Below are 14,948 nucleotides of genomic sequence, written 5' to 3'. Positions count from 1 at the left end.
GGCATGTCGAAACAACTGGATTCGTTTCCCCGGAGAAAAACGGGAACGCCTGGCGCCCTATGTCGTCGCCTACAGAAAAGAACTCAGCCTATAGGGCCCTGCCTCAGGGCATCCATGAGCCTTTTCTCAAGCCCGCTGTGGGCGGCGGCCCCGTAGGCGCGGTCTTCCCGGGAAAAATCCACCCCTTCATCAAGGATGATCCCGGCGGGAGCGGCGCCCAGGACCAGGATGCGCCGGCCTAGGTAGATTCCCTCCCGGGGATCGTGGGTTACCAAAAGGGTGAGACGTTTTTCTTTTTCCAGCAGGGCAAGTACCGTGTCCATAAGCTGGAGCCGCAGGGGTATGTCCAGGGACTGAAAGGGTTCATCCATAAACAGTAATGGTGACGGGTAGGCAAAAGCCCGGGCAATAGCGGCTCGTTGGGCCTGGCCCCCGGAAAGTTCGGTGGGAAAAGCGTTGGCCTTATCCCCCAGGGAAACCAGTTCCAGAAACTGCCGGGCCTTTTCACGGGCTTCAGGCTTACCTAATAGTGTCTCTATGGGGAGGCTGACATTTTCCAGCACCGTGTACCAGGGGAGGAGCCGGTTTTCCTGGAACACAAAGGAAGCCCTGTCGCTGGATTCCACCGCGCCGGAGCTTGGTTTAAGGAGACCCGCCATGAGCCGCAAAAGGGTGGTCTTGCCGCAGCCTGAGGCGCCGAGTATTACTACCGGGCTTTCACCCTCCCCTATTTCCATGGAAAGGTCTTTGAAAACAGATTTTTCACCATAACTGAAAGAAATGTTTTCAACAGAAATACTCACGCTGCTAAACGCCTTTTGCCTGACCCAGTTGCGGCAAGGGTAAAGAGGGCCTCGGAAAGGGCGGCGGCGATCACCGTGGCTGCGGTCCAGGCGAAGAGTTCCGGGGTTTCAAACTGGGCCTTAGCCCGCTGCATACCGGTACCCAGGGCCAGCAAAGGCTGGACCAGCACCTCCGAAGCCACCACCACCTTCCAGCAAAGGGAAAGGGAACTCCGCATCCCCCCCAGGATGAAGGGTTTGATCGCCGGAATGTAGAGGCGCCGCACTGTTTCGCTGCGGGACAAGCCGTAAAGGGCAAAAAGTTCCCTGAGCTTGGGATCCACCGCCCGAACCCCGGCCATGGCATTGGCAGCCATCACCGGGAAGACCATGAGGAAGGCGGTAAAGACCGGGGTGCGCTCGGAGCCGAATACCAGAAAGGCGATGAGGATCACCGCCATCACCGGGGTGGCAGCGATAACTGAAAAGAAGGGCGACAAAAAGGCGCTGAACCGCTTGTCCAGCCCGGCAGCTATACCCAGGACCATACCCAGGGGCGCAGAGAGGAGTATCCCCAAAAGCACCCGGAGGAAGCTTCCCCCCAGGGCGCGGAGGAAACGGGGGCTTTGCAGCAGTTCAACAAAGCGCCGAGCCGCCGGCAGAGGGCCGGGAAAGATAAGATCACTCCCAGCCGCCAAAGCTCCGATTTCCCATAAGGCGATGAAGCTTACAATACCTGCAAGGCTCCACCACCAGTTCTTAGAGATCAAGGTAGAAGCTGTTCGCCGGAAGGGCGCCCCCGATTGAGACAGGAGAAAATTCCAAGAAAGTTCTATAAAGCGCTTCCAGGGAAGGCCGGGCCTCTTTTACGGGGATAAAAATATAATTGCTCCGGGGAATAGCCGCAGTTACCACCGGCGCCCGGAGTCCCAAGTCGTACTTTTCCACAAGCGCCCCAGCCTCGGCGGGATGGGCAACTACCCATTCGATAGAATCCTTGAGGGCGCTCAGCACAGTCCTGATAACAGCGGGCTGGGCCTTAGCATAGTCGGCGTCCACCACAAGGACTGTCATGGGGTAATTGCCCCTGCCCCCGGCGCTTACCCACTCAGCCTGGATATCCCCCACCACCCTGAGTTCCGGCTTACCGGTACGGGCCATGGTGGCAAAAGGTTCAGGAAGCAGGGCCGTAGAAACCCGGCCGGCGATAAGGGACTGGGCTATTTCAGGATAGGCCAGGGCATAGCCCAGCTGGATATCCTTGTCAGGGTTGATCCCCTTGGAAAGGAGTATGCGCCTGAAAACATAATCTGGGGTGGCGCCCTGCCCTGCCACCTCCACAGACTTTCCCTTAAGGTCCGCAATACTGCGGACAGCGCTGTCACTGGTCAAAAGGCTCAGCATACCCGTACCGGTCACCGCCGCAATCTGGATGGGCTTGCCGGTAGAAGCGATTTTGGCCGCCACATTGGCGGGGAGTATGCCGATTTTGGCTTCCCCTGAAATGAATTTCGCCGCCATCAGGTCCGCCTGGGCTAGGGCTTCCAGTTTCGCCGGACCGCCGGGCAGGGCCGGGGGCCGGTCAAAGAGCCGGATCATGCCGACCCCTGAGGGCCCCTTGATAGCATAAATAGTCAGCGGCGTTTGGGCCGCCAAAGCTCCACAGAGACCCGCAAAGAGGGCCGTAAATAATGTTAGTCTTAGCATATAATTTTTCATATTTGAATTATAGCAGAACAAAAGGGGGATGAAAAGGCGTATATTTGTAGAATTTATGGGCATCCTTTTACTATTTAACAGGATGCCGGGCCAGCTTACCCTTCCCGGTCCCTCATGCGCGGGGAACTGCGTTGCAAGAGGCGCCCTGCCACTTCATCCAGTTCCTTGTTCTCCTCAGCCAGGGCTTCCTTGCGGTACTCCCCGGTGCGGCGTTCCTTGACCTTGTCCAGGACCTTGCGGTCCCTGGCGGCTTCCAGGTAGATGTCCCGCTTTTCCGCCACATCCAGTTCCGCCAGGGAGGCGTCCTTGAGGAGCTTTTCCTTAGTCTGGTCGAGCCTGACTATGTACCGTTCGTAGTTCTGCATTTCCGAAAAATCCCTGCCCGGGGCGAAGCGTTCCGCCACAGCATTATTGCGCTGCTCTGCCACAGTTTTTATGCGCTGTTCTATGAGGTTGAGGGCGCCCATGGCCCGGCCCAGTTCTATTTTTGCTTCAGCTTCAACATGTTCTCTCAGTTCAAGAACTTTTTGCAGGGCAAATCTGAAACGCCTCATGCGCGGTACCGGGACAGCTCTTCATCGGGGATCTGCATGTCCGCTATGGCGGCCAGGGTCTTTAGGGTTTCGCTCATGGTGGATTTTTCATCCACATTCTGGACGAGGAAATTCTCAATGGCCTCCCGCTTGGCGATGGCCTGATCAATAGCTGGATTGGAGCCTGTGCGGTAGGCTCCCACGTTGATAAGGTCCTCAGCCGCCGCATAGTCCGCCATGAGCCGGCGTATGTAGCCCACAGCTTTGTTGGTCACCGGGCCGGATACGGCGGGGGCCAGCCGGGATATGCTGGTGAGCACGTCGATGGCGGGGTAATGGTAACGCTGAGCCAGGTCCCGTGAAAGGATGATGTGGCCGTCCAGGATACCCCGGACTGTGTCCGCCACAGGCTCGTCCATGTCGTCCCCGTCAACCAGGATGGTGTAGAAGCCGGTGATGGATCCCCGGTCGGAAGTGCCGCTGCGTTCCAGGAGCTTGGGCATGGAGTCAAACATGCTGGGGGTATAGCCCCGGGTGGCCGGGGGTTCCCCGATTGCCAGGCCTATTTCGCGCTGGGCCCGGGCGAAACGGGTGACCGAGTCAAAGAGGAGCATCACGTCCAGGCCCTGGTCGCGGAAGTATTCTGCCACCGCAGTGGCAGTGTAGGCGCCCCGAAGCCGGGCCAGGGGGGGGGAATTAGAAGGGGTTACAATAATTACGCTCCGGGCCAGGCCTTCGGGGCCCAGATCATTTTCAATAAAATCGTTGACTTCCCGGCCCCGCTCTCCGATGAGGGCAACAACATTAACATCAGCATTGGTGTTCCGGGCTATCATGCCCAGGAGGGTGGACTTCCCCACCCCGGAACCGGCGAAGATCCCCAGACGCTGCCCACGGCCTGCGGCTAACATGCCGTCTATGGCCCGCACCCCGGTTGCAATACGCTCTTTAATACGTCTGCGGCTCAGGGGGGGCGGGGGGCTGGCGATGGCAGGATACTGCAGGGGGGAATCTATCTCGCCCTTCCCATCACTGGGGCGGCCCATGGCGTCCAGGACCCTGCCCAATAGTTTGTTGGAAACTGCAACCCCTAATGCAGCGCCTGAGGCCACTACCCTATTGCCTATCTCAATGCCTTCAATATCCTCGTAGGCCATGAGCTGCACTATGCCATTGGAGAGGCCCACCACTTCTGCCTGGATGACCCCTTTACCCCGGGGTACTTCTATGCGGCACACTTCTCCTATCACGGCGGAAGGGCCGAGACTTTCTATGAGTATACCCTGGACCTTTATCACATGGCCCACGTATTTTATGGTTTCAACTTCTTCCGCAGTTTCAATATACTTGTCTAATAAGGTTTCCATACACTCCCCTATTCAGCCGCTTCGCTGTCCGCTGTTTCAGCTTGCTCGCTGAGGGCGCCAAGCCCCCTGCCGGAGGTCTGTCCTCCGGAGACCGAGGGCCCCGCAGGGGACTTTGGTTTCGTCTTTATGGGGGTCATATTCAGTATTTTCGATTCAAGCTCAGAAAGCTGGCTGCTGATCCGGGCGTCAATTTCCCCAAAATCGGTTTCTATGATGCAGCCCCCGGGACCAACCGTGGAATCCTCCGCCACCTGTATGCCCTTGACACCTTCCATCTTCGTAATAAAACTGTTGATGTGTTCGGTGGTGAGTTTTACATCCGTCATGTTCACCCGGATAATAATATCTCCCCGGCCCTTAACTTTACTCAGGGCTTCGCTTACATTGGCTTTGACCACATCCTTTTGGGTCTCCGAAAGGATCTTGATAACCTTCCGGGTCAAAATGAGCACCAGATCGATGATCTGCTGTTCCGTCTCTTCCAGGATTTCTTCCCGCCGGCCCTGGGCCCGTTCCAGCACGGTTTGGACCCGCTCAATCAGGCGATCCGCTTCGGCTTTTCCTTCGGCGTATCCTGCTTCCCGACCTTCCTTGGTTCCCGCATCGACTGCCTCTTTGCGATCCTTCTCAAAGGTGGTTTGGGCGGAGTTTTCAAGCTCTTCCGCCTTTTGTTTTGCCTCAGCCAGGAGGGTCTCCGCCTCCGCTTCCGCCCGGGTTTTTAGTTCCTGGGCTTCCTCGGCGGCCCGGAGGGTCTCTTCGCCGGCATTGGCCTGGGCGTCGGCGACAATGGCTTCCGCCTTGTCCTTAGCTTCGGCGATCATGGCTTCCCGTTCTGCGTCCCAATTACTTTTGAACAGTTCCGCTTCCCGCCTGAGATCGTCTGCAGTGGGGCCGAGAAATTCCGGCATCTCTTCAAGTTCATCCAGGGGCTCCAGGGCGGGGCTCGAAAAGGAGGGCAGCTCCGCATAAGCCTGGGGGGGCTCCAGAAAAACTTTTTGATCCACCATGACCAGTTCCCCTGGCCTGAAAACAGCTTTAGTAATCATACGACTAACTCATCCTCACCGGCCCGGGCAACCACAATGTCCCCGGTCTCTTCCAGGTGCCTGATTATGGATACGATCTTCTGCTGGGCTTCCTCAACGTCCTTAAGCCGTACAGGGCCCATAAATTCCATATCTTCCTTCAGCATCTGAGCGGCGCGTTTTGACATGTTCCGGAATATCTTATCCTGCACTTCCGTATCCACCGATTTGAGGGCCTTGGAAAGTTCCTGGGAATCCACTTCCCGCATAACCCGCTGTATGGCCCGGTCGTCCAGCATGACAATGTCTTCGAACACGAACATCCGTTTCTTGATCTCTTCAGCCAGTTCCGGGTCCTCGTCTTCCAGGGCTTCTATGATCTGCTTCTCTGATGAACGGTCAACCATGTTCAGTATTTCTACGATGCTTTCCACACCACCTGCGGCGGTGTAGTCTTCGCTGGACAGGGTGGAGAGTTTTTTCTCCAGAACTCGTTCCACTTCCCGGAGCACCTCAGGGCTGGTCCGGTCCATGGTGGCGATACGCTTAGCCACATCGCTCTGTACCTCATGGGGGAGGTTTTGCAAGATCAGTGACGCCTTTTGGGGCTCCAGGTATGCCAGAATAAGTGCGATGGTCTGGGGGTGTTCCTGCTGGATAAAGTTTAAGAGGTGCGCAGGATCAGTGCGTCGTATAAAGTCAAAGGGCCGTACCTGGAGACTGGAAGTGAGGCGGTTGATAATATCAATGGCTTTCTGGCTTCCCAGGGATTTTTCCAGAAGTTCCCGGGCATAGTCGATACCCCCTGTGGTGATGAACTCATTGGCCATCATGAGTTCCTGGAACTCTATGAGGACCGCCTCTTTCTGATCCGGCTCTATGGTTTCAAGCCGGGCTATCTCAAAGGTGAGGGTTTCTATTTCATCTTCCCGGAGGTACTTAAAAATCTCCGCAGATATTTCCGATCCTATACTGACCAGGAAAACTGCGGCTTTCTGGCGCCCGGTAAAATCCTTGACACCTTTTTTCTTTCCTCCCGCGGCGGCGCCGCCGCCTGGAGCTGCTGCTTTTGCCATATACTATTCCTCCAAAAGCCAGGTTCTGATAAGCTGGGCTACATCCCCGGGATGTTCCTTCGCCATATTGATGGCGTTCTCCTGGAGTTCCATGCGCTTCCGCTCTTCCACGGACATGGATACCTCCACCCCTTCTTCCTCCGCTTCCTGGAAGGCCCGTTCCCGCATCTCCTGATGCTGCCGGGCAAGTTCCTCTTCCCGAAGCCGCCGACGCCGTTCCATCTCCCGGGTGATCATCCGGAAGGCGATAAAGGCGACCAGGAGCAGGGCCACCCCTGAAAGGAGCACCAGGATAGTGGTCTGCATCTGCTTCTGCCGGTGGTAGTCGGCGTCCTCGTCGAAAAACTGCTTGGTCCGGTCAAAGCGGATGTTCTGCACCGTTACTGAGTCCCCCCGGCCGGCGCTGAACCCAATGGCGTCCTGGATCAAGGCCTGGGCGGCCTTAAGATCCTCCGGCGCAACCGGGGTATATTCCCGTTCCCGGGAACCATCCACCAGTATCACCGGGTTCTTCTTTTCATCATACTTCAATTTCCAGGTTCCGTCGATATTCACCGATACGGTTACCCGGTCAATACTGGGACTTTTTTCTTCCTGTATATGCCGGCTGTTGATTTCTTCGTTCTGGGTTCTGGTTTCCTGGTTCACCTTTCCGTAGAGGTTGGACATGTCCCGGAAAGCCGGGGCGGTCTGGCCCTCTACCCCCGCAGGGCCTTCGGGGTTAAAGCCCGTGCCTTCCCAGGCGGTGCTAGAGTTGGAAAAGGACCGGGTAATGGATTTGGCGCTTTCCGAATCGTCGTAGGAAAGGCCCGGGGTCCGGGGCTTTATGGTGATGGGGAAGTATTCCTCGGTACTTACCGCCTTCTTGGACATATCCATATCGATCTTGATATTGAGTTCCCGGACCCGGTCGGAGCTGAAGGTCCCCTGGAGGGACTTGAGCGCCATGGCCCGGTACTTGGCTTCCAGGCCCTGGACCAGTTTGGTTTCCCGCTCTATCACCGCCAGGCGGTCAAATTCCGCCATGCCCGCAAAATCGTTGAGCATCATGCCGTTCTGATCCGCGATAACGATGTTCTCGTCCTTGAGGCCCTCGATGGCAAATTTGAGGAGCTTCTGGATGCCTTCGATTTTTTTGCGGTTCGCCGTAATATCGCTGCCCGGCCGGGGGGTGATAATAACGCTGGCGGTAACCGGGTTCTGGTCTGCGGAAAAAAGCTCCCGGGCCGGAAACACGATAGTAACGTTAGCGTCGTCTACATCATCAATAGATTTAATATGGTCCGTAACCATCTGGGTTTGGGCCCGCTGGAAGTTGACGTTCCGCTCAAAGTCGGTAATGGACCAGCGATCCTTGTCGAAGATGGCCCAGGGGTCGGTTCCCGAGGGGATAAGGTCCTCCCGGATAAGGATGGACCGCAAACGCTGGGCAGTCTTGGCATCCTCCACCATGATAACCCCGGAAGCGTTGATTGAGGTTTTAACCCCCTCCTCGTTGATCCGGGTGATGATCCGGTCCCGGCTAATCTCGTCCTTGATAGACACATCGATGACCGGCACCAGGGTGGGTGCAGAAGAAACCGTCACCAGGGCGATAAGCCCGGCGATGACCGCCACGGTTATACCGATGAGTATGCCCCTTTGCAGCCAGCTCCACTTGCCCCAAAGTCCTGAGATCTGTCCAAAGATTTTTTTGAAAAATTCGTTCATAGTTCCCCTCCCCAGAAGAACGGGAAACCCGGCAACGCCGGATTTCTCCTTTAATTTATAACTATGTTAAGCTGCTTTAGCAGCCCTGCTAATGGCCCTTATCTTGTATTGATTATGTCCTTCCAACCCTGGACCACACGGCTCAGTACGGTCCGGGCTATGTTCAATGACATATTGGCCTTGGCCTGGGCGGTGGTTATGTCATGGACATCCACGGAACCAGGCTCAATGATGGCCCTTTGGGTTAAATCCGCTGAAAACTGCTGCTCCCCGCTGACCCTGTCCAGGGCCCGGAGCATCACATCCTCAAAGCTGCCGGTGCCGAGAACCGCCTCGGCGCCAATGGTGTTTCCCATTTCGGAAATCAGGGAGCCCTGGCCGGCCGCAAGTTTGCCGCCGATTGAGAAGGGCCCGCCCTGGGGTACCAGGTGCTTGGGATTTGTTATCGCCATGGGGACCTTGTCCCCGCTTACCAGTTCAGGTTTGTAAATTGTCATCTATCCCCTCCCCCTTAATTTATCTGCTGCCTATATCCAGGGCCCGCAGAAACATTGTCTTGGAACCTTCTATAATAGAAGCGTTTGCTTCATAAGCCCGGGTCGCCGCGATCATATCCACCATTTCGGTGACCACATCAACGTTGGGCATCTCCACGTACCCAGCCTGGGGTCCGGCTTTAATTGCATCCGGGTGGGTGGGATCGTAGACCAGACGGTTCGGGGTGGTGTCCTTTTGTATCTCCGCCACCCGGACCCCCTGTCCTGGGCCGTTGTCCATCATGTCCGGCAGAAAAGGCGAACGCCAGTAGGGCTGTTCAACCCGGGGCCGCAGCACCACCCGGCTCCGGCGGAAGGGTCCCCCCTCGGCGGTACGGGTGGTGGAGGCATTGGCCATGTTGTCGGCGATCACATCCGAGCGGAGCCGTTCGGCACTCATCCCCGTGGCAGCTATGTTAATCGAACTGAAAAGTCCCATATTCTATCTCCTTATCTCAAGACCATATTGATCTGGCTGAATTCAAAAGTCTGGGCCTGGGCCAGAAGGGTATACATCATCTGGTTTTCCAGGGCCAGCATCACTTCCTGCTCGGCGTCCACATTGTTCCCGTTGTTTTTGGACGTACTGGTATAGTCCAGTACCCGCCGGGGTTCCACGTCCCGGTAATCCCGCTCACGCCAGTTGGGGATGTGCTTGGGATTAGTCAGGGTCAGGTCCAGGGCGGGCCGCTGTTTTTCTGTTTCCAGGGCTCGCTTAAGCTCGCTCTCAAAGTTCACATTGGACCGCTTAAAATTGGGAACTTCCGAGTTAGCAAGGTTATTGGCTATCACATCCCGGCGGATCAGGGCTGCATCCATGGAGCGGTGCAGGAGATCCACAGTTTTTTCAAAGTTATTCGATATCATTACATTCTCCCATTCTTATCATCGGCACTTACTAAACGTCTTTTAACCCCAATCACAGGATATATCTCCCCAGGTCGTTGTCCACCACCAGGTCGTTGAGCCGCTCGTTCACATAGGCTTCGGTGATGGAAATTTTTGTGGGTGCAATATCCGGAGCCTCAAAGGAAAGTTCCTCCAGAAGGGCCTCCATGATGGTATGAAGCCGGCGGGCGCCTATGTTTTCCAGCCGGGAATTCACGTCCGCAGCCAGGGCTGCCAGGCGTTCAATGGCTTCAGGGACAAAGTCGATTGTCACATCCTCGGTACCCAGCAGGTCGATGTACTGCTTGGTCAGGGCGTTTTTCGGCTCCGTGAGGATACGGAGGAATTCATCCTTGCCCAGGGATTCCAGTTCCACCCGCAAGGGGAAGCGGCCTTGGAGTTCCGGGATCAGGTCCGAGGGCTTGCTGACATTGAAGGCCCCGGCTGCAATGAAGAGGATGTGACTGGTGTCCACGGGGCCCCACTTGGTGTTCACCGTGGCGCCTTCGACTATGGGCAGTATGTCCCGCTGTACCCCTTCCCGAGAAACATCGGGCCCCCCTCCCCGGTCGCCCTTTACGGCGATCTTGTCGATCTCATCAATAAATACGATGCCGGTTTCGCAGACCCGCTGCCGGGCTTCGTCGCTTACCCGGTCACGGTCTATGAGTTTTTCCGATTCCTCGGCTTTTAGGATTTCCCTGGCCCGGCTGACCGGAAGCAGCTTCTTTTTCTTGCCGCCGCCGAAAAATCCGGCGATACCCGAAAGGCTGTTTTCCAGGTCTTCCATGCCGCCGCCGCCCATCATTTCAATGGGAAACTGGGGGTTCTGGCTTATGGTGATCTCAACCAGCCGGTCCTCAAGTTTTCCATCCCGGAGCATGGCCCGGAATTTTTCACGGGTAGAGTCTTTTTGATTTCTTGAATCATTAGTGTTCCCGAAGTCTTTTTGGTTTCCGGTACTTCCCGCAGAATCATTCAGGGTTTCTGTTTGTTCCGAATCTGCCGTAAGCTCAGGGGTGTCACCGCTTTGCTTCCGGGATACCGGTATCCCCACTTGGATGGCGGCGCCCATAAAGGAAGCTCCGTTTCCGCCGCCGTTATTGGGGTTGATGGAAAAGGCTCCCATGGGCCGTACCACCGGGCCGTCCGGGGTCTTTGGCTCCTTGGGTTTTTTTCCGGTACCCGGGAGGAGGAGATCCAACAGCGCTTCTTCGGCCCGTTTTTCCGCTTCCGCGGTGACCGTTTCCTGCATCTCCTGTTTTACCATCTGCACCCCTGCGGCCATGAGGTCCCGGATCATGGATTCCACGTCCCGGCCCACATAGCCTACCTCGGTGTACTTGGTGGCCTCCACTTTTATGAAAGGGGAACCCGCCAGTTTTGCTAAGCGCCGGGCAATTTCGGTTTTCCCCACCCCCGTAGGGCCTATCATGAGTATGTTCTTGGGGGCAATGTCCTCCCGCACTTCCGGGTCCAGCTTGAGCCGCCGGATACGGTTCCGCAGGGCTACTGCCACCGCCCGCTTGGCTTTTTTCTGGCCCACAATATACTTGTCCAGTTCCGCAACGATTTCCCGGGGGGTAAGCCGGTCCAGGTTTTTTTCGCTCATCAGTCCAGCTCCTCCAGGGTAATATTCCCATTGGTATAGATACAGATGCTTCCTGCTATTCTAAGGCTCTTCTCGGCGATTTCTGCCGCAGAATAACTGCTGCCTTCCAGAAAGGCCAGGGCCGCAGCATAGGCGTAATTGCCCCCGGAGCCTATGGCCAGGGCGTTTTCCGCAGGCTCCACCACATCCCCGGTGCCGGAGATGAGCAGGGTCTTGGCTTTGTCCGCCACCAGGAGCATGGCTTCCAACTTCCTGAGGGCCCGGTCGGTGCGCCAGGCCTGGGCAAGCTCCACCGCCGCCCGGGCAAGGTCACCGGAATACTCCTTGAGTTTTTCCTCAAACCGGTCAAAGAGGGTAAAGGCGTCGGCAGTGGCCCCGGCAAAGCCGCAGAGGACCTTGCCGTCCAGAAGACGCCTGACCTTGCGGGCATTGTTCTTCATCACCGTCTCCCCCAGAGTTACCTGGCCATCCCCGGCCATGGCAACCTTGCCGTCCCGGCGTACTGCCAATACTGTGGTTGAGCGAAATTTTCCGGTACCATTCCCTTGTAGTTCATTACTTTTATTCTTCATTGGGTTTTCCTTTTCCCGTGGGGATGCGCTTTGACATATACTTTTTTTAACCGTTCCATATCCACATGGGTATAGCGCTGGGTTGTGGACAGGCTTGCATGGCCTAAAAGTTCCTGGACTATACGCACATCACAGCCTGCGTTAACCAGGTGGGTAGCAAAACTGTGCCTGAGCGCATGGGGGTGCACGTTCTTCTGCAGACCCGAGCGTTCGGCGTATTTAGCGATAATCCACCGTACCCCTGCCACAGAGATAGGGCCGCCCCGGCGGTTGACAAAAAGCCGGTCCGTGGGATGCTCCGCCTTGATCCGGTTCTGCCGGGCAGGCAGGTATTCTGCGATAGCTTCCTTTGCCTCATCGGAAAAAAACACGATCCGTTCCTTGTCTCCCTTTCCGATAACCCTGCCCCCGCTGAGATCCCGTTCCAGGGCTTTCAGGGACAGACTCACCAGCTCGGAAATACGGAGCCCCGCAGAATACATGGTCAGAATCAGGGCCTTATCCCGCAAAGGCCAGAGTATGCCCGCCGTATCAGGCAGATCAGCGAAGTCCGCCATCTCCCCTTCCCAGAGAAATACCGGGAGGGTTTTAGGGGTTTTGATGTTTCTGAGGTTTCCTGCGGGGTTATCCTTGCGGAGGCCGAAGCGTATGAGCCAGCGGTAAAATCCTCTGACCGAGGAAAGTGCCCGGTTCACGCTCACCGAAGCCATACCCTCAGCGCTGAGATCCCCGATAAAGCCCTGAACTTCGTAGGGAACTGCGGTTTCCGCCGTGGTTTCCCGGTTTTCACAGTACGCGGCAAACCGGAGCAGATCCCCCTCGTAGGCATGGCGGGTCCGCTCGGATATCCCCCGGACCGCAGAAAGGTAGCTCAGGTATTCGCGGATATAATTTTCAGTATTTGTGTTCACAGTAACGGTGCCTGTTTTGGCCGCCGCCGGAAGCACACCCGCCCTATTCGGCATCAGCAGTCTCCTCATCATCATCGGAATGGAGATAGTCGCATTCAGGATTGATACACGCCTTATGGTTCCCGTTTTTCTTGTCGTATTTTTCCACCAGGAAATGCCCGCACTTGGGGCAGTCCTGATTCAGGGGCTTAAAGTGGCTGATAAAATCACAGTCCGGGTAATTGGTGCAGCCGTAAAATTCCTTGCCCCGGCCCCGGGTTTTCCGGGCTACGATGTCCCCCCCGCATTTGGGGCACTTGGCCAGGGGTATGGACTTAGTATTTCTGCACTCCGGGAAGCCTGAGCATGCAAGGAAAAATCCGAAACGGCCCAGTTTTTTTATCATGGGCTTACCGCATTTTTCACAGACATAATCGGTCGCTTCGTCCAGGGAACCCTTGAAGGATTCCAGGGATTTGTCCACCAGGTCCACCTGGTCCTTAAAGGGCTGATAGAAGCCGCGGATCATGTCGGGCCAGAGGATGTGGCTTTCTTCCACCTCGTCCAGCTTATTTTCCATATCCGCAGTAAAGGCAACGTCCACCACAGTGGAAAAATTTTCCACCAGCATATCGCAGATCATCCTTCCTACCAGGGTGGGAACCAGCTGTTTATTGGGCCGGGTTACATAATACCTGTCAATGAGCACCGAGATAATAGGCGCATAGGTTGAAGGCCGCCCAATGCCCTTATCCTCCAGGGTCTTTATGATGGTCGCATCGGTGTACCGGGGCGGCCCTTGGGTAAAGTGCTGTTCGGGGGAGAATTTATCCGCCGTCACTATATCCCCAATCTTCAGGACCGGGTAGGAGCTCCCCTTTTCTTCTTTAGTATTGAGAAGCTTCAAAACCCTATAGAAACCTTTTTCCACAATTTTAGTACCTGCGATCCGGAAGATCCCCTCCCCGGCTTTTATGTCCGTACTGACAGTTTTAGTTTTGGCAGGATTCATCTGGCTGGAAACAAAACGCTCCCAGATGATTGTATAAAGCCTGAGTTGATCCCGGGTCAGATGATCCTTCATATCATCCGGGAGATAGCTTACGTATGTGGGCCGTATCGCTTCATGGGCATCCTGGGCTTTTTTGCCCATTACATATTCCACCACTTTTTCCGGCAGATCCTTGGGGTACTTCTCCCCAATCCAGGTGCGGACCTCATCCAGGGCTGTTTGAGAAATACGCACAGAATCGGTGCGCATATAGGTGATAAGCCCTATCCGAGAACTGCCGATATTCACCCCTTCGTAAAGCTGCTGGGCTATCTGCATAGTTTTCTTGCTGGTGAAGCCCAGACGGTTTGCCGCAGTCTGCTGAAGCTGGGATGTGGTAAAGGGGGGCTTGGGCTTCACGGTCTTATCGGTTTCCCGTATATCCAGGACCGAGCAGTCCAGTCCGGTAATCTGATCAACAATGCTCTTCACGTCCCCTTCGTTTTTAAGATCCGGCTTGGCCCCCTTCCAGGAAACCAGCTGGGCGGTAAACACTGTTTTACTGGTTTTGAAATCCGCCTCCAGGGTCCAGTACTCTTCGGGGATGAAGGTCTCTACTTCTTTCTCCCGTTCACAGATAAGCCTGAGGGCCACCGATTGGACCCGGCCCGCAGAAAGGCCGTTTTTCACCTTTTTCCAGAGCAGGGGGGAAAGGTTGTACCCCACCAGGCGGTCCAGTACCCGCCGGGCTTTCTGGGCATTCACCTTGGATTCGTCTATGTCAGTGGGATTGGCAACTGCAGCCTTGATCGCCACCGGGGTTATCTCATTAAAACTGATACGCCGGATAGGAACCTTGTCGGTCTTTGCAATAATCGCATTCCGCAAATGCCAGGCTATGGCCTCCCCTTCCCGGTCATTATCACTTGCCAGGAGCACGGTGTCAGCTTTTTTGGCGTCCCCCTGGAGTTCCTTCAGCAGCTTTGCCCGGCCGCGGACGGTGATGTATTCAGGCTCAAAGTTATTTTCCACATCAATGGCTATTCTTGACTTGGGAAGATCGATGAGGTGGCCCATGGAAGCTTTCACGGTGTAGCTGGGGCCGAGATATTTTTCGATAGTTTTAGCTTTGGCCGGGGATTCCACAATGACCAGAATTTTCCGTTCCTTCCCAGCTTTTTTGCCCTTTACTTTCTTTTCGGCCTTCTTGGTCGTTTCGATCTTTTCGGTCTTTACAGCCATGGTAT

15 protein-coding genes are annotated in these 14,948 nt (G+C 55.7%); all 15 read right to left on the bottom strand.

The window, feature by feature from the left end; translation table 11 throughout:
- Positions 1-83: 83 nt before the first annotated feature.
- Entirely contained in the window at positions 84-803 is a 720-nt protein-coding gene (locus TREPR_RS07330) for an ABC transporter ATP-binding protein (protein ID WP_015707661.1), read from the bottom strand.
- Positions 800-1,552, bottom strand: coding sequence for an ABC transporter permease (locus TREPR_RS07325; protein ID WP_015707660.1), 753 nt, complete (start codon positions 1,550-1,552; stop codon positions 800-802). Before TREPR_RS07325 ends, TREPR_RS07330 begins: the two co-directional genes overlap by 4 nt.
- On the bottom strand, positions 1,542-2,489 hold the full coding sequence (locus TREPR_RS07320; protein WP_245534803.1) for an ABC transporter substrate-binding protein: 948 nt from the start codon (positions 2,487-2,489) through the stop codon (positions 1,542-1,544). The genes TREPR_RS07325 and TREPR_RS07320 overlap by 11 nt, the downstream gene beginning before the upstream one ends.
- 107 nt (positions 2,490-2,596) lie before the next feature.
- Positions 2,597-3,055: a flagellar export protein FliJ gene (fliJ, locus tag TREPR_RS07315; protein ID WP_015707658.1), complete on the bottom strand. Its 459-nt coding sequence runs from the start codon at positions 3,053-3,055 to the stop codon at positions 2,597-2,599.
- Positions 3,052-4,401 carry a FliI/YscN family ATPase gene (locus TREPR_RS07310; RefSeq protein WP_015707657.1) on the bottom strand — a complete coding sequence of 450 codons (1,350 nt, stop codon included), beginning with the start codon at positions 4,399-4,401 and terminating at the stop codon, positions 3,052-3,054. The genes fliJ and TREPR_RS07310 overlap by 4 nt, the downstream gene beginning before the upstream one ends.
- Before the next feature lie 8 nt (positions 4,402-4,409).
- Complete coding sequence (gene fliH, locus TREPR_RS07305; RefSeq protein WP_015707656.1) at positions 4,410-5,447, bottom strand: flagellar assembly protein FliH; 1,038 nt, start codon at positions 5,445-5,447, stop codon at positions 4,410-4,412.
- Positions 5,444-6,502: a flagellar motor switch protein FliG gene (fliG, locus tag TREPR_RS07300; protein ID WP_015707655.1), complete on the bottom strand. Its 1,059-nt coding sequence runs from the start codon at positions 6,500-6,502 to the stop codon at positions 5,444-5,446. Before fliG ends, fliH begins: the two co-directional genes overlap by 4 nt.
- 3 nt (positions 6,503-6,505) lie before the next feature.
- Positions 6,506-8,212, bottom strand: a complete 1,707-nt coding sequence (gene fliF, locus TREPR_RS07295; protein ID WP_015707654.1) for a flagellar basal-body MS-ring/collar protein FliF — start codon at positions 8,210-8,212, stop codon at positions 6,506-6,508.
- A 98-nt stretch (positions 8,213-8,310) separates the two neighbouring features.
- Positions 8,311-8,709 (bottom strand): flagellar hook-basal body complex protein FliE, encoded by a 399-nt coding sequence (gene fliE / locus TREPR_RS07290; RefSeq protein WP_015707653.1) that lies wholly within the window; start codon positions 8,707-8,709, stop codon positions 8,311-8,313.
- Between the two features lie 19 nt (positions 8,710-8,728).
- Positions 8,729-9,187 carry a flagellar basal body rod protein FlgC gene (flgC, locus tag TREPR_RS07285; protein WP_015707652.1) on the bottom strand — a complete coding sequence of 153 codons (459 nt, stop codon included), beginning with the start codon at positions 9,185-9,187 and terminating at the stop codon, positions 8,729-8,731.
- Between the two features lie 11 nt (positions 9,188-9,198).
- Positions 9,199-9,615: a flagellar basal body rod protein FlgB gene (gene flgB / locus TREPR_RS07280; protein WP_015707651.1), complete on the bottom strand. Its 417-nt coding sequence runs from the start codon at positions 9,613-9,615 to the stop codon at positions 9,199-9,201.
- 52 nt (positions 9,616-9,667) lie between these two features.
- Complete coding sequence (gene hslU / locus TREPR_RS07275) at positions 9,668-11,248, bottom strand: ATP-dependent protease ATPase subunit HslU (protein WP_015707650.1); 1,581 nt, start codon at positions 11,246-11,248, stop codon at positions 9,668-9,670.
- Complete coding sequence (gene hslV, locus TREPR_RS07270; protein WP_015707649.1) at positions 11,248-11,820, bottom strand: ATP-dependent protease subunit HslV; 573 nt, start codon at positions 11,818-11,820, stop codon at positions 11,248-11,250. Before hslV ends, hslU begins: the two co-directional genes overlap by 1 nt.
- The gene (locus TREPR_RS07265; protein WP_015707648.1) at positions 11,817-12,785 is read right to left on the bottom strand and encodes a tyrosine recombinase; all 969 of its coding nucleotides are present in this window, start codon (positions 12,783-12,785) and stop codon (positions 11,817-11,819) included. The genes hslV and TREPR_RS07265 overlap by 4 nt, the downstream gene beginning before the upstream one ends.
- Positions 12,775-14,943: a type I DNA topoisomerase gene (gene topA, locus TREPR_RS07260; protein WP_015707647.1), complete on the bottom strand. Its 2,169-nt coding sequence runs from the start codon at positions 14,941-14,943 to the stop codon at positions 12,775-12,777. The genes TREPR_RS07265 and topA overlap by 11 nt, the downstream gene beginning before the upstream one ends.
- Positions 14,944-14,948: the final 5 nt, after the last annotated feature.

It is taken from the genome of Treponema primitia ZAS-2 (assembly GCF_000214375.1).
Classification (GTDB): Bacteria; Spirochaetota; Spirochaetia; order Treponematales; family Breznakiellaceae; genus Termitinema; species Termitinema primitia.
This window is presented reverse-complemented; position numbering and strand designations above follow the sequence as displayed.

Excerpts from the sequence above, each read along its gene's own strand:
- TREPR_RS07320 (WP_245534803.1), bottom strand. The coding sequence starts at position 2,489 with ATGCTAAGACTAACATTATTTACGGCCCTCTTTGCGGGTCTCTGTGGA.
- fliJ (WP_015707658.1), bottom strand. The coding sequence starts at position 3,055 with ATGAGGCGTTTCAGATTTGCCCTGCAAAAAGTTCTTGAACTGAGAGAA.
- TREPR_RS07310 (WP_015707657.1), bottom strand. The coding sequence starts at position 4,401 with ATGGAAACCTTATTAGACAAGTATATTGAAACTGCGGAAGAAGTTGAA.
- fliH (WP_015707656.1), bottom strand. The coding sequence starts at position 5,447 with ATGATTACTAAAGCTGTTTTCAGGCCAGGGGAACTGGTCATGGTGGAT.
- fliG (WP_015707655.1), bottom strand. The coding sequence starts at position 6,502 with ATGGCAAAAGCAGCAGCTCCAGGCGGCGGCGCCGCCGCGGGAGGAAAG.
- fliF (WP_015707654.1), bottom strand. The coding sequence starts at position 8,212 with ATGAACGAATTTTTCAAAAAAATCTTTGGACAGATCTCAGGACTTTGG.
- fliE (WP_015707653.1), bottom strand. The coding sequence starts at position 8,709 with ATGACAATTTACAAACCTGAACTGGTAAGCGGGGACAAGGTCCCCATG.
- flgC (WP_015707652.1), bottom strand. The coding sequence starts at position 9,187 with ATGGGACTTTTCAGTTCGATTAACATAGCTGCCACGGGGATGAGTGCC.
- flgB (WP_015707651.1), bottom strand. The coding sequence starts at position 9,615 with ATGATATCGAATAACTTTGAAAAAACTGTGGATCTCCTGCACCGCTCC.
- hslU (WP_015707650.1), bottom strand. The coding sequence starts at position 11,248 with ATGAGCGAAAAAAACCTGGACCGGCTTACCCCCCGGGAAATCGTTGCG.
- hslV (WP_015707649.1), bottom strand. The coding sequence starts at position 11,820 with ATGAAGAATAAAAGTAATGAACTACAAGGGAATGGTACCGGAAAATTT.
- TREPR_RS07265 (WP_015707648.1), bottom strand. The coding sequence starts at position 12,785 with ATGCCGAATAGGGCGGGTGTGCTTCCGGCGGCGGCCAAAACAGGCACC.
- topA (WP_015707647.1), bottom strand. The coding sequence starts at position 14,943 with ATGGCTGTAAAGACCGAAAAGATCGAAACGACCAAGAAGGCCGAAAAG.